This is a genomic window from Geminicoccus roseus DSM 18922 (genome assembly GCF_000427665.1).
Taxonomy (GTDB): domain Bacteria; phylum Pseudomonadota; class Alphaproteobacteria; order Geminicoccales; family Geminicoccaceae; genus Geminicoccus; species Geminicoccus roseus.
In genome coordinates this window covers 2159689-2173618 of record NZ_KE386572.1, presented here as the reverse complement: position 1 = coordinate 2173618, position 13930 = coordinate 2159689, and the positions used below count along the sequence as shown (strand labels likewise).

Sequence of the window (13930 nt, the reverse complement as noted above, 5' to 3'; positions counted from 1 at the left end):
GAGACTGGGAGCTGCTGGATCACGAGCCCATGAAACGGGCGGCGGCGGGAGCGGGTTGCATGCAGCGCGGCCGAACAGCCCCTAGGCCTGGTTGCCCGGGTCCAGGTCGAGGACCGAGGCGGTCGAGCGGAGCAGGCGGACGCCGCGGTTGCGCCACAGGGCGTAGAACAGGGCCTTCGCCCCTTTGGTGGCCCCCACGAGGCGGCGGGCGCGGTCGGCATGGGTGCCGGCCAGGGCCTCAGGTCCGGCCAGGTCGTGGAGATGGAGCAGGGTGGCGCTGGAGATCAGCGCCAGATGGGTGAAGGCCTGCGGGAAATTGCCGAGATGGGCACCGGTCTGGGGGTCGACCTGCTCGGCGTAGAGGCCGACATCGTTGGCCCTTGCGAGCAGGTGCCCGAACAGCGCCCGGGCTTCGGCGGCGCGGCCGGTGACCAGCATGGCGTCGACCAGCCAGAAGCTGGTGATGAAGAAGGCGCCCTCGCCACCATCAAGGCCGTCGTCGCCGCGGTAGCGGTAGATCAGATCGCCATCGCCCAGGTCCCGCTCGATGCGCCGGATCGTGGCGTCCAGCACCGGCAGCGGGATCGGCAGGCCCAGCAGGGGAAGCTGCAGGAGGGCGGCGTCGCTGTCCGTCCCGCCCAGCTCGCGGGCCAGGTATGGCGGATCGCCGGTCAGCGCCTCGCCCAGGATGGCCTCCAGGATGGCCGCCTGCTCCCGGCACCAGACCGGCTCGTCGCCGAACAGCCTGCGGGCCCGGTCGAGCGCCACCCAGGCCATCGCCTTGCCATGGGTGAACTGGCGCGGGCCGCCCCGCGCCTCCCAGATGCCCTGGTCCGGCTCCCGCCAGATCCGGCAGACATGGTCGGCCGAGGCGCGCAGCAGGCTGGCCTCGTCGCGGCCGAGCCGGCTGCCCAGGGTGCGCCGCAGCAGGGCCCAGTCCAGCACCTCGCCATGCACGTCGAGCTGGACCTGGTCGAAGGCGCCGTTGCCGGTCCGCACCGGCCGGCTGCCGGCATGGCCCGCCAGCTGGTCCAGCCGCCGCTCCGGCAGGTTCGCCTCGCCGTCGACCGAGTACATGATTTGCGGGGCCTCGCCCTCGCGCAGGCAGCGACGGGCGAGGAAATCCGCGAAGCTGGCCGCCTCGCCGGAATAGCCCAGCACCCCCAGCGCATAGAGGGTGAAGCTCGAATCACGCAGCCAGCAGTAGCGATAGTCCCAGTTGCGCCCGCCACCGATCTGCTCGGGCAGGGAGGTGGTCGGCGCCGCCACCACCGCGCCGGTCGGGGCATAGGTCAGAAGCTTCAGCGCCAGAGCGCTACGCCGGACAACCTCGGCATGCTCGCCGCGATAGCGGTTGTACGCGCTCCATTCCTCCCAGAAGCTCCGGGTGATCCCGAACAGCAGATCGCCGTGCCGGCGTGGATCGGCCAGAGGCTCCGCCTCGGTCATGACGGCGGTTTCGACCTGCCCGGCCGCGAGATCGAACGTGAAGTCGGCGCCATCCTCGCCAAGCGTTGCCGTGCCGCCGCACCAAAGGGTGAACCCGCCGCACCGCAGTGCCTGGCCGTCCTGGTGCAGTTCCAGGGGCGTGGTCGCGAAGTCGCTGCCGCGCGGGTGGACCCTGGTGAGGAAGCGTACCCGGCCCTCCAGCACCTCGAAGCGGCGCACCAGCCAGCACGGCGCCCTGAGCGAGGCGTAGTCGTGCACCCCCGCGTCGCGGCTGCGCCCGACCGGCATGAAGTCGGTGACCGACAGCCGGCCCGTCCTGGTGGCGAACAGGGTGCGCAGGATGTTGGTGCCGGGCAGGTAGGCGCGGCTGGTCCCGACGAGGTCCTCAGGGACGACGCTCCAGAACCCGCCCCTTCGGGCATCCAGGATCCGGAAGAACACCGGGTCGGCGTCGAAGCGGCGCATGCAGCACCAGTCGATGCTGCCGTCCTGGCTGACCAGCGCGCTGCCATGGCAGTCGCCGATCAGGGCATAGCCGGCAATCGGCGGCCGACCGCCTTCGTCCGGCTCAGCCATGGCCATGGCCGGCCGCTGGTCCACCGGCGCTGGTAGAGGTCATCGTCCGCCCTTCCTGGCCGAAGCGGCCCGACGCCGCTTTGGCACTGGAGGATACGGGCAAGCCGCCCTGAGGGTTGCGTCGCCCGCCCGGTCCGGGGGGGTCAGAGGAAGTCGTAGGGGTCGACGTCGATCGACAGCATCACCGAGGACGGCAGGCGGACCGGCTCCAGCCAGCCGCGCAGCCATTCGGGCAGGTCGATCTCCGGGCTGGCGCGCACCAGGAGCCGCTCGCGCCAGCGGCCGCGCAAGAGGGCGATCGGCGCCGGCGCCGGGCCCAGGACCCGCACCGAGGGCTGCACCGGGGCCGCCAGGGCCAGGTGGCGGGCGGCGGCCTGGACGTCCTGCTGGCGCGGCCCGGACAGGATCAGGGAGGCCAGCCGGCCGAACGGCGGCAGCCCGCCCTCCTCGCGCTCCTCGATCTCGGCCGCGATGAAGCGGTCGCGGTCGCGGGACGCCAGGGCGCGCATCACCGGGTGGTTCGGCAGATGGGTCTGCACCAGGACGGTGCCGGGCTTGTCGGCGCGGCCGGCCCGGCCGGAGACCTGGTAGAGCAGCTGGAAGGAGCGCTCGGCGGCGCGCAAGTCGCCGCCGCTCAAGCCCAGATCGCCGTCGACCACGCCCACCAACGTGAGATCGGGGAAGTGGTGGCCCTTGGCGACCATCTGGGTGCCGATCAGCACGTCGATCTGGTGGCGCTCGACCCCTTCCACGATCGCCGCCGCCTGGCCGGCGGTGGTGGCGGTGTCGCTGGTGAGCAGGGCGGTGCGTGCCTTGGGGAAGCGGTGGCGGACCTCGTCGGCGATCCGCTCCACGCCCGGGCCGGACAGGGCCAGCGCGTCGACCGTGCCGCATTCCGGACAATGCTCGGGCTCGGGCATCGAGAAGCCGCAGTGATGGCATTGCAGGCGCCGGCGCAGGCGGTGCGCGGTCAGCCAGGCGCTGCAGTTCGGGCAGCGGAAGCGGTGGCCGCAGGCGCGGCAAAGGGAGAGCGGGGCGTAGCCGCGCCGGTTCAGGAACAAAAGGGCCTGCTCGCCGCGCTCCAGGGTGGCGCGCAGGGCGTCGGCCAGCCGGGGGGCGAGGAAGCCGGAATCGCGACGGCGCTTGGTCGAGCGCAGGTCGACGATCTCGACCGGCGGCGGCGGCGCGCTGCCGTGCCGCTCGGGCAGGACCAGGCGCTGGATCCGGTCCGGGCCGTCCCTGCGGGTGGCGACCACCGTCTCCAACGACGGCGTGGCCGAGGCCAGCACGATCGGGCAGTTCTCGAAGCGCGCCCGGGCCATGGCGGCGTCGCGGGCCTGATAGGCAACGCCGTCGTCCTGCTTGAACGAGGTGTCGTGCTCCTCGTCGACCACGATCAGGCCGATGTCCTGGAGCGGCAGCCACAGCGCCGAGCGGGCGCCGACCACCAGCGGCACCTTGCCCTCGATGGCGGCGCGCCAGATCTTGCGCCGGCGGGCCGAGCCGATATCGGCGTGCCAGGTGACCGGCGGCACCCCGAACGCACGGGCGAAACGCGCCGACCACTGGCTGGTCAGCGCGATCTCCGGCAGCAGCACCAGGGCCTGGCGGCCGGCCTTCAGGCAGGCAGCGATCGCGGCGAAATAAACCTCGGTCTTGCCCGAGCCCGGCACCCCGTCCAGCAGGAACGCGGCGGATTCGCGGGCGGTCACCGCCTGCTCCAGCCGATAGGCGGCGGCGGCCTGGCCTTCGTTCAGCGTCACCTGGACACGATCCGGGTCGGGGATCGGCCAGGGCTCCTCCACGATTCGGCTCTCGGGCAGCAGCGCGCCGGTCTCGACCAGCTTCTTGACGACCGCCGCCGACACCCCGGCGGCGCGGGCCAGATCCGCTTGCGGGCGGGCCTCCAGGGCGGCCTGCTCCACCACCTGGCGCTGCTTGGGCGTGAGCTTGCGCCCGGCCAGGTCGGCGGCAGGGCTGTAGACGTCGATGGTGCGCGGCTCGTCCAGGGCGGCATGGGTGGACAGCGCCAGCTTGAGCACCTGGCCGCGCGGGCTGACCGTTTCCTTCGCCACATGGGCGACCAGGCGGCGCAAGGGCTCCGGCAGAGGCGGGATCGGCAGGGAGGGTCCCAGCGGCCGCAGCCGGCCGGGATCGACCGCGCGGGCCGGCGGATGGTCCCAGACCACGCCCGGCAGGACCTGGCGGCCGAACGGCACCGCCACCACCTCGCCCGGCACCGGCATGGCCCGGCCCTCGGGCAGGAGGTAGTCGAACGGGCCGTCCAGTGGCGCGGTCACCACGACGGGCACGGTCTTGAGCGAATCGGGGAACAGATCGGGGGTCATGCGCTCGGCGAACATAGGTACGGAAGCGGCGTTGTGCTACCGCATCACGCCATGCTGCACGGTACCGACGACCTGGACGACGCCCTTTTGGCCTGGCTGCGCGAGCTGGCCAAGGAACGGCGCTTTTCCGCCGAGACGGTCGGCTACTATGGCGACGAGGTCCGGCGCTTCGCCCTGTTCCTGTCCCGGCACCTGGGCGGGCCGCCGTCGCTCAAGGCGCTGATGGAGCTGACCCCGGCCGATTTTCGCTCCTGGCTGGCCGACCGCCAGGCCCAGGGCCTGTCGCGCGGCTACGTGATGCGCGGGGTGGCGGCGGTGCGCTCGTTCTTCCGCTGGCTGGACAAGCGCCGGGGCATGCACAACCCGGCTCTGTTCGCCCTGCGCACCCCGCCGGTGCCGCGCCGCCTGCCCCGGCCGCTCACCATCGAGCAGGCCCACGACGTGGCCGGCCTCCTGGGCGAGGGGGCGCCGCCCTTCGTGATCAAGCGCGACGTGGCCCTGCTCCTGCTGCTGTGGGGCTGCGGGCTGCGGATCGGCGAGGCCCTGGGCCTTGCCCGCAGCGCCCTGCCGGCGGACCCGGCCACGCTGCGCACGCTGCGGGTGCGCGGCAAGGGCGACAAGGTCCGGGACGTGCCGGTGCTGCCGGCGGTGGCCGAGGCGCTGGCGGCGTATCTCCTGGCCTGCCCGCACGCGCACGGCCCGGACACGCCCTTGTTCCTGGGGATCCGCGGCAAGCGCCTGGACCCGGACGCGGTGCGCCGGCGGATCCGCCAGATCCGCGGTGTGCTCAACCTGCCCGAGAGCGCCACCCCGCACGCCCTGCGCCACAGCTTCGCCACCCACCTGCTGGAGAGCGGCGCCGACCTGCGCTCGATCCAGGAACTGCTGGGCCATGCCAGCCTGTCGACCACGCAGAAATACACCCGCGTGGATCAGGAAAAATTATACCAGCTCTATGGTGCCACCCATCCTCGGGCGTGATCCGCGCTGGATGTGACAGTCCTGTTTGCGTTGTGCGATCTGTTTTCCTAGGGTCGCCACGTTCTTTGTCTGGTCGAGCCTGAACGATACGATGCCCCTGCGTGCCGTCCTCCTGATCCTGGTCGCGGCGGCGGCAATCTTTGTTGGAGCGGCGGGTGGCTTCTACCTGCTCTCCGATCCGGAACGCGTCCGCCGGACCGCCGAAGAATCGCTGGGCAAGGCGCTGGGCGTCCCGATCCGGCTGAGCGGGCCGATCGGGCTGCGCTTCGTGCCGAGGCCCGAGGCGGTGATCATGACGCCCAGGGTCGAGGCCGCCGGCGACGGACGGCTGCTGGCCGGCGCCGACCGGATCGAGCTGGCGCTCTCCCCGCTCGACCTGCTGACCGGCCAGGAGCCGGTGACCTCGCTCACCATGGTGCGCCCGCAGCTGGCAGCGCCTCTGCGCCCGCACGATCTGTTCCTGCTGGCGCAAGGCGGCGGGGTCGGCTCGATCGACATCGTCGACGCGACGCTGGACCTGCAGGTGGTCCCGGGCGCGCCTGCGCTGACCCTGTCCGGGATGAGCCTGGAGCGCAGCCAGGACGAGGCCGGCGAGACCCGGGTGGAGGTGGCGGCCAGCGCCGACGGGCAGCCACTGACGCTCAGCGCCTCCTTCCGCCGGGCGGATTCCACCGGCGGGGTCCCCTCGGACGTGACCCTGCGCCTGGGCGACGAGGCGGAGGCGACCGTCCTGTCCTGGCGCGGCCTGCTGGCCCAAGACCGCCTGTTCGGCCGGATCGGCGCCGAGGCGCGCCAAGCCCTGCCGCCCTGGCTTGGCCCGCTGGCGGCGCTGCCGCCGGACCGCCCCTGGCAGGGCGAGGCGCGCCTGGACGTCTCGCCGGCCGGGTTCAGCCTGACCGAGCTCAATGCCGTCTCGGGCGAGGCCAGCCTTGCCGGCAGCCTGGAGCTGGCCAGCGCCAGCCGCACCGGCACGCTCCGGCTCGACCTGCGCGGCGCTGGCCTGGACGGCCTGCCCGCCCTGGCGAGCGCCGGCCTGCCCGAGCCGCTGCTGGGCTACCGGGTCGAGGCCAGGATCACCGGCCGCGACGCCAGCCTGAACGGGGTCGCCCTGCCCAGCCTGGACCTGACCGGGCGGATCGAGCCGGAGGGGAGCATCGCGATCGGGCGTGCCGCCGCCTCGATCGCCGCCGACGGCGCGTTCCGGATGGAGCAGGGACGCTTCCTGCCGGGGCCGCGGCCGATGCTGGAAGGTCTGGTCAGCCTGGACCTGCCGAGCGCCCGGCCGGTGCTGGGACAGCTCGGCCGCCTGCCGGACTGGCTGGCCCCCGACAAGCCGGGCGCGCTGCTGGTCGAGGGCCGGCTGAGCTGGAGCCCGGAGCGGATCGAGCTGGCCGAGGCCGTGCTGCAATCCGACCAGTCGGGCTTCGAGGGCAGGCTGGCCGTTGCCGGCGGGCGGATCGCGGCGGATGGCGCGGTCGACCGGCTGGACCTGGACGAATGGTTCGCGGAGCCTGGCGGCTGGTCCGGCCTGCTGGCGCGGCTGCCGGACGGGGTCGCGAACCTGCGGATCGGCCGGCTGTCGCGCGGCCAGGCCTGGATCGGCGACGTGGCGGTCGAGGCGTCGCGCGACCAGGGCCGGCTGGTGATCGCCGAGGCCTCGGCCGGCAGTCCCGACGACCTGCACCTGACCCTGGCCGGCTCGATCGAGCCGGAGATGGCGGCGCTGGACCTGGTGGTGGGCTTGGACGCGCCCAAGCCCGCCCGGATCGCCTCGATCCTGGACATGGAGCTGCCCTGGCTCGGGCGGCTGGGCCTGCTGGAGGGCACCGCCTCGCTGCGCGGCCCGGCCGACCGCCTGGGGGTGATGCTGGACGCCAGCAGCGGCGCGCGGCAGCTGCTGGTGAGCGGGATCCTGGGCAGCGGCGCCCAGGCGGAGGCCACCATGCTGCGGGTGCAGGCCGACGCGCCGGACCTGGCGGCGCTGCTGGCCGACGTGGCGCTGCTGCCGGTCGAGGCGCGGGCGCTGGCAGGCCCCCTGGCCGCCGGCGCCGACCTTTCGCGGGGCAAGGACGGCCACTGGCTGGGCCAGGTCGAGCTGGATGCCGGGCCGCTGCGCGCCACCGGCCAGCTCGGCCTGCGCTTCACCGAGGGCCATCCGCGCCTGGCCGGCCAGCTGGCGCTGGGCACGCTGACGCCGGAATCCCTACAGGCCCTCTACGACACGGCCTCGGCCGCCCTGTCCTTCGCGCCCGGCTCGCCCCTGCGCTGGCCCGGCAACTGGCCGGCCCGGGACCTGCACTGGGGCTGGATGTTCGACGCCGACCTGGACCTGAGCCTGCGCCGGCTGGGGACCACCGAGAACGGCGCGCTCGGCCGGGTGCGGCTGGAGGGCGGCCGGCTCGACCTGGAGCGGCTCGACCTGACGCTGCCCTCGGGGGGCCGGCTGCGGGGCGACGTCGCCCTAGACGGCACCGGCGACGTGCCGCTGCTGGGCCTGTCCCTCACCCTCGACGAGATCGACGCCGGCCGGATGGGCGAGCTGCTCGGGGTCGGCCGGGCGCCCCGGGGGATGCTGGCCGGGGAGGTCGACCTGGCCGGCCGCGGCCGCTCGGTGGCCGCCATGGTGGGCGACCTGATCGGCGACGTGCGGCTGGCGATGGGGCCGGGCAGCATCCCGCCGGCCACCGGCGCCGACGCCCCGCCGTTTGCGTTCTCCAGCATCGAGGGGCGGTTCGAGGTCGAGCGCGGCATCCTGCGCAGCAGCCCGCCGCAGCTGGCCGTGGACCTGCCCGACGAGAGCCGGCGCTACCTGGAGATGATGCTGGACCTGCCGGTCTGGTTCCTGGACGCCACGCTCCTGCCGGAGCCGGACCGGCCCGGGCTGCGCCTGGTCGGGCCGCCCGGGCGGATCCAGCTGGTCGAGCTCAGTCCGACGGACCCAGCATCAGCTCCGGACGGACCAGCCGATCGAACTCCTCCTCCGTCAGAAGCCCGAGCGCCAGCGCCGACTCCTTGAGGGTGGTCCCCTCCTTGTGCGCCTTCTTGGCGACCTTGGCGGCGTTGTCGTAGCCGATCTTGGGGTTCAGCGCCGTCACCAGCATCAGGCTCTCGTTCATGATCTTGGCCAGACGCTCGCGGTTCGGCTCGATCCCGACCACGCAATTGTCCGTGAAGGAGCGGCAGCCGTCCGCGATCAGCCGGATCGACTGCAGCACGTTGTAGATGATCACCGGCTTGAACACGTTCAGCTCGAAATGGCCGTTGGAGCCGCCGATGCTGGCCGCGACATGGTTGCCCATCACCTGGGCGCAGACCATGGTCAGCGCCTCGGACTGGGTCGGGTTGACCTTGCCGGGCATGATCGAGCTGCCGGGCTCGTTCTCGGGCAGGGAGATCTCCCCTAGGCCGCAGCGGGGCCCCGAGCCCAGCAGGCGCACGTCGTTGGCGATCTTCATCAGCGAGACCGCCAGCGTGTTGAGCGCGCCGGACAGTTCGACCATGGCGTCGTGGGAGGCCAGCGATTCGAACTTGTTGGGTGCCGTCACGAACGGCAGGCCGGTGATCTTGGCGACCTCGGCGGCAAAACCCTCGGCGAAGCCCTTCTTGGCGTTCAGCCCGGTGCCGACCGCGGTGCCACCCTGGGCCAGGTACCAGACGCGCGGCAGGGCCACCTTGACCCGCTCGATGCCGTACTGGATCTGGCAGGCATAGCCGCCGAACTCCTGGCCGAGCGTCATCGGGGTCGCATCCTGCAGGTGGGTGCGGCCGATCTTGATGATGTCGGCGAACTCCTCCGCCTTCTTCGCCAGGGCCGCGTGCAGGTGCTCCAGCGCCGGGATCAGCTCGCCCATCGCCTGCTCGCCGGCGGCGATGTGCATGGCGGTCGGGAAGGTGTCGTTGGAGGACTGGCCGCGGTTGCAGTGGTCGTTCGGGTGGACCGGCGACTTGCCGCCGCGCTTGCCGGTGGTCAGCTCGTTGGCGCGGCTGGCGATCACCTCGTTGGCGTTCATGTTGGACTGGGTGCCCGACCCGGTCTGCCAGACCACCAGCGGGAACTCGTCCACCAGGCGGAGGTCGACCACCTCCTCGGCAGCCTTGGCGATCGCCTCGCCGATCTTGGGGTCGAGCTCGCCCAGGCCGACATTCACCCGGGCGGCCGCCAGCTTGACGATGCCCAGCGCCCGGACCAGCGGGGCCGGCATGTGCTCGTTGCCGATCCTGAAGTTCTGGAGCGAGCGCTGGGTCTGGGCGCCCCAGTGGCGGTGGGCCGGGACCTCGATCGGCCCGAACGTGTCGCTCTCGACCCGGACTTCCTGGGAATCACTCATCCTGTGCGCTCCTGCACCCATGTTTGCGGCTCAGGTCGCGACTTTCGCGCCATCCGTCAACGGTTGCGCTCCGTCCTGGCGCAGGATCCCGGCCGGGCCGGTGAGACGCGCCGGCAGGAACAGGCCGGCCAGGAAGGTGACGGCGGCCAGCCCCAGCAGGAGCAGCGCCAGGAGGCCGAAGCCGCCGCCGCCAGCCTCCCGGCTCCAGGCCACCAGCGGCAGGGCCGCCCCGGCCGTGCAGAACGAGGCCAGGTAGGCCAGCCCCATCCCGCGCGAGCGCCAGGAGGGCGGGATCACCGCCATCATCATGCCGTCCTCGACGGTGAACAGGCCGAACAGCGCGATCATCGCCATCGCCACGCCGGCCGCCACCGCCAGGGCCTGGCCGGTGGCGACCAGGGCCAGGCCTGCGAGCAGGACCAGGTTCAGGCCCTGGAACAGCCGGCCGGCCGGGAGGTGCTCGGCCAGGCGGCCGATGGCGAACTGCGCCAGCGCCCCCAGAAGAGTGGTGGCGGCAACCAGCATGCCGACGCCCACCAGGCCGTCCTGCCCGGCTTCGGCCAGGTCGGCCAGGAGCCTGGGCAGGGCGAAGGTGAGCGCCTGGAACAGCAGGCCGCCCATCAGCGCGGATAGCGCCAGCACCCCGAAGGCACGCCGGCTGCCGGCGCCGGTTGCGGAGCGAACCGGATCGACGGGCTCCCTTGGGGCGGCAGGAGGGCCCTGCAGGCGCAAGGACAGCATGCCCAGGGCCAGCGCCAGGAGCCCCGGCACGATGAAGGCCGCCCGCCAGCCGCCAAAGCCCATCAGCACGGCGGTGCCAAGCGAGGCGGTCGCCACGCCGGCATTGCCCCACACGCCGTTGACGCCCAGATGGCGGCCGGAGCTGCCCATGCAGGCCACCACCAACGGCGTGCCGACCGTGTGGTAGATGGCGAGCGCAGCGCCAAGCAGGGTGCCGGCCGCCGCCAGCTCGAACGGGCTGCGGGCCAGCGCCACCAGCAGGGCCGCGCCGGCGCTGGCGAACAGGAACAGGCGCAGAATGGCGACGCGCGGGACCCGGTCCGCCAGGAATCCGAACGGCAGGTGGCCGAAGCCGAAGGCCAGGGTCATGCCGAAGCCCAACCCCAGACGCTCCGCATAGCTGGCACCGAACCAGACCGGCATGGCGATCGCCGCGGTCGGCAGGACCAGCAGGAGATAATGGTCCAGGAAGTGGGAAGCGTTGACCAGCAGGCAGAGGCGACGGTGGTCGGTCATCGGGCCGGATTCCCTGGCGGGAGGGTTGCCGGGGCGATCATCGCAATGGCAGGTTGGCGCGTCCTGCCGAACTTGTGCGGCTACCTGCCATGATGTCCAGCCGGGTCCTGCTGCGCCGCCTGTCCGACGACCGGGAGATCGACCGGGACCGGAGCCTGCTCTCGGCCTATGCGGTGGACATTCCCGAAGGGACCGGGTTCGCCACCCACCGGCACGAGCGCGACCAGCTGGTGTTCGCGGCAGACGGCACCATGCGGGTCCGGATCCCGGCGGCGCTCTGGCTGGTGCCGCCCGGCCACGCGGTGCTGGTCCCGGCCGGGATGCCGCACGCCATCGAGGTGGCCGGGGCGGTCGCAATGCGCACGCTCTATGCGGCACCCGGCCTGCTGGGCATCCCGCCCGGCGGGGCGGCTGCGGCCTGCCGGGTGATCCAGGTGAGCCCGCTGCTGCGCGCGTTGATCGTGCAGGCTGCCGCCGAGGAGCCGGCGGGTGCCCGGGCCGCGGCGTTCGCGACCCTGCTGGTGGACGAGGTCACCCGTGCGCCGGAGGCGGGCCTGCTATTGCCGGAGCCGCGCGACCCGAGGCTGGCGCGCTTGTGCGCGGCGCTGCGGGCGAATCCCGCCGACCCGGCCCCGCTCCTGACCTGGGCCAGCCGGATCGGCAGCAGCGAGCGGACGCTGGCGCGCCTGTTCGCGGCGGAGATGGGGATCGGGTTCCGCGCCTGGCGGGCGAGGATGCGGCTGGAGCGCGGGGTGGCCCTGCTCCAGGCGGGGAGCAAGGTCGAGGCGGCGGCGCTGGCGGTGGGCTATCGCAGCCGCAGCGCCTTTCACCAGGCGCTTGCGCGGATGACCGGGACGGCGCCCGGCCGCCTGGCTCAGCGCTTGCGGAAGCGGTCCAGGGAAACGATCTGAGCGCCGCCCTCGGGCACCGGCTCCTCGGCGTCCTCGCCCGGCGCCCCGACCTCGGCCCTGGCCTCGCGCTCGCGGGCCGCCAGCAGCGGCACGGTCTCGGCGGCCGGCTCGGCGGCGGTCGGCTCGATGGTGAACTGCAGGCCGAACTCGACGCCCGGATCGGCGAACACCTTCAGCGCGGCGAACGGGATCACGATGCGCTGCGGCTGATTGTTGAAGCTCAGCGTGACCGCCACGGTCTCGTCGTCGACTTCCAGGTCCCAGTACTGGTGCTGGAGGACGATGGTCATCTCGTTGGGATAGCGCTCGCGCAGCGAGGCTGCCAGGCCGACCCCGGGATGGTCGGTGCGGAAGGTGATGTAGAAATGATGCGGGGACGGCATGCCCTCGCGCGCGACCCGGGACAAGACGTCACGGACAACCCCACGCAGCGCCTGCTCGACCAGATGGCCGTAGAAAATGGTGTCCTTGCTCATCTCGACCTTGAAGCCGCACTGGGCCGGAAAACGTCCGGAAGCTCTCATCGAAGTGGGGGGGCTTCTGTTGCCCGGCGCCCCCCCGAACCGCGCTTACCTAATGATTAGGCAGCGAGGGCCAGACGGCTATTGTCGTTGGCACTTGTGTTTTAGTCCGGTAACGGCGGTACCATGCCGGGCAAAAGTCACACCTTTACTACGCACGTCGATCCTGATTCGCCCCCATGGATGCCAGGGACAGTCCTGATCAGGAACTGGCCCCGGCGAAGTGGTGGAGGCGCCGGGCTCTGCCCCCGGGTCCGCAACGCTTATGCCGTGTGATGTTTATCGCCATAGTCGGCTTGCGCCGACAGCCCGAATATAGGTGCGAAACCGTCACGATGGAAGGGTGCCGAGTGACAGTTCCTTCGTGTACCAGAAGCCGGCCCGGGCGAGCCCCTCGCCCGCGCACGGTCTGAAGCGCCCCACCATGAAGAGGCCGATCATGCGGTTGAACGAGAGCCAGTCGGCCGAGATCGACGAGCTGCGCGCGGCCGAACCCGCGCCGAGCCGCCGCCCGGTGGTGCCGGCGCTCGAGGAGATCCTGTTCCAGGCGCTGCCGGTGCTCGACCACGGCTTCATCCGGGTGGTCGACTACATGGGCGACGACGCGGCGGTGGTCCAGGCGGCCCGGGTCTCCTACGGCAAGGGCACCCGCAAGGTGTCCGACGACCGCGGCCTGATCCGCTACCTGATGCGCCACCGGCACACTTCGCCGTTCGAGATGTGCGAGATCAAGCTGCACGTGAAGCTGCCGATCTTCATCGCCCGGCAGTGGATCCGCCACCGCACCGCGGCGGTGAACGAGTATTCGGCCCGCTACTCGGTGCTGGACGACGAGATCTACGTGCCGGAAGCCGCCGGGGTGGCGGTGCAGTCGGTCGACAACCGGCAGGGACGCGGCGCCTCGCTGGCACCGGAGGACGCCGAGGCGGTGCGCGAGAGCATCCGTACAGGCGGCGAGGAGGCGTTCCGCCGCTACCACGAGTTGCTCAACGACGACGGCGAGGGCAAGCCGGTGACGGAGGGAAGTCCCAGCGTCGCCCGCGAGCTGGCCCGGGTGGTGCTGCCGCTCTCCACCTACACGCAGTGGTACTGGAAGACCGACCTGCACAACCTGCTGCATTTCGTGGCGCTGCGCCTCGACCCGCACGCGCAGGCGGAGATCCGCGCCTATGCCGAGGTGCTGGCCGACGTGCTGCGCCGCTGGGTGCCGGCAACCTACGAGGCCTTCACCGACTACCGGCTCGATGCGCTGGAACTGTCCGGCCCGGCACTTGCGGTGGTGCGGCGGATGCTTGGTGGCGAGAAAGTGACAGTTGAACAGAGTGGACTTTCCCCACGCGAGTGGCGGGAACTGATGCACAAACTAGATGTTTGACACGCACGGGACGGCAAAATTGTGCTCTTGGTCCGACAGGACGTTGCTTCGTTGTCGCAACCGGGCCAGAAATGCGGGGAGGGCCCGGGTGTTAGCGACATATTTGCGGCGGAGCCCTTATGCTGAACCCCGCTCACGGCGCCTGCGGCGTCCGAGGCGTTAGGAAATTTGTCACGGACGAACG

General features: G+C 72.1%; 9 protein-coding genes and 1 other RNA gene. 4 read left to right on the top strand and 6 right to left on the bottom strand.

The window, feature by feature from the left end; all coding sequences use genetic code 11:
• Positions 1-81 precede the first annotated feature (81 nt).
• Both GEMRO_RS29105 and GEMRO_RS0111230 read right to left on the bottom strand, forming a co-directional pair.
• Positions 82-2031 carry a glycoside hydrolase family 15 protein gene (locus GEMRO_RS29105; RefSeq protein WP_157505546.1) on the bottom strand — a complete coding sequence of 650 codons (1950 nt, stop codon included), beginning with the start codon at positions 2029-2031 and terminating at the stop codon, positions 82-84.
• Positions 2032-2168: 137 nt separating this feature from the next.
• Positions 2169-4373, bottom strand: coding sequence for a primosomal protein N' (locus GEMRO_RS0111230; RefSeq protein WP_051329593.1), 2205 nt, complete (start codon positions 4371-4373; stop codon positions 2169-2171).
• Positions 4374-4424: 51 nt separating this feature from the next.
• Here GEMRO_RS0111230 and GEMRO_RS0111225 point away from each other — a divergent pair, with 51 nt between their 5' ends.
• Positions 4425-5354: a tyrosine-type recombinase/integrase gene (locus tag GEMRO_RS0111225; protein WP_027134058.1), complete on the top strand. Its 930-nt coding sequence runs from the start codon at positions 4425-4427 to the stop codon at positions 5352-5354.
• 91 nt (positions 5355-5445) lie between these two features.
• The gene (locus GEMRO_RS0111220) at positions 5446-8370 is read left to right on the top strand and encodes an AsmA family protein (protein WP_027134057.1); all 2925 of its coding nucleotides are present in this window, start codon (positions 5446-5448) and stop codon (positions 8368-8370) included.
• Here the strand turns inward: GEMRO_RS0111220 and fumC are convergent.
• The gene (fumC, locus tag GEMRO_RS0111215; protein WP_027134056.1) at positions 8279-9682 is read right to left on the bottom strand and encodes a class II fumarate hydratase; all 1404 of its coding nucleotides are present in this window, start codon (positions 9680-9682) and stop codon (positions 8279-8281) included. The genes GEMRO_RS0111220 and fumC overlap by 92 nt on opposite strands.
• Positions 9683-9712: 30 nt before the next feature.
• Positions 9713-10939 carry an MFS transporter gene (locus tag GEMRO_RS0111210; RefSeq protein ID WP_027134055.1) on the bottom strand — a complete coding sequence of 409 codons (1227 nt, stop codon included), beginning with the start codon at positions 10937-10939 and terminating at the stop codon, positions 9713-9715.
• Positions 10940-11028: 89 nt separating this feature from the next.
• On the opposite strand from GEMRO_RS0111210, the gene GEMRO_RS29100 reads away from it, so the two are divergent.
• A complete protein-coding gene (locus tag GEMRO_RS29100; RefSeq protein WP_051328959.1) occupies positions 11029-11850 on the top strand; it encodes an AraC family transcriptional regulator in 822 nt (273 codons plus the stop codon).
• Here the strand turns inward: GEMRO_RS29100 and GEMRO_RS0111200 are convergent.
• Positions 11814-12326 carry an SspB family protein gene (locus GEMRO_RS0111200; RefSeq protein WP_027134054.1) on the bottom strand — a complete coding sequence of 171 codons (513 nt, stop codon included), beginning with the start codon at positions 12324-12326 and terminating at the stop codon, positions 11814-11816. The genes GEMRO_RS29100 and GEMRO_RS0111200 overlap by 37 nt on opposite strands.
• A 51-nt stretch (positions 12327-12377) precedes the next feature.
• Positions 12378-12716, bottom strand: a transfer-messenger RNA (tmRNA) gene (ssrA, locus tag GEMRO_RS33435).
• A gap of 94 nt (positions 12717-12810) precedes the next feature.
• Here ssrA and thyX point away from each other — a divergent pair.
• The gene (thyX, locus tag GEMRO_RS0111190; protein WP_027134053.1) at positions 12811-13746 is read left to right on the top strand and encodes an FAD-dependent thymidylate synthase; all 936 of its coding nucleotides are present in this window, start codon (positions 12811-12813) and stop codon (positions 13744-13746) included.
• Positions 13747-13930: the final 184 nt, after the last annotated feature.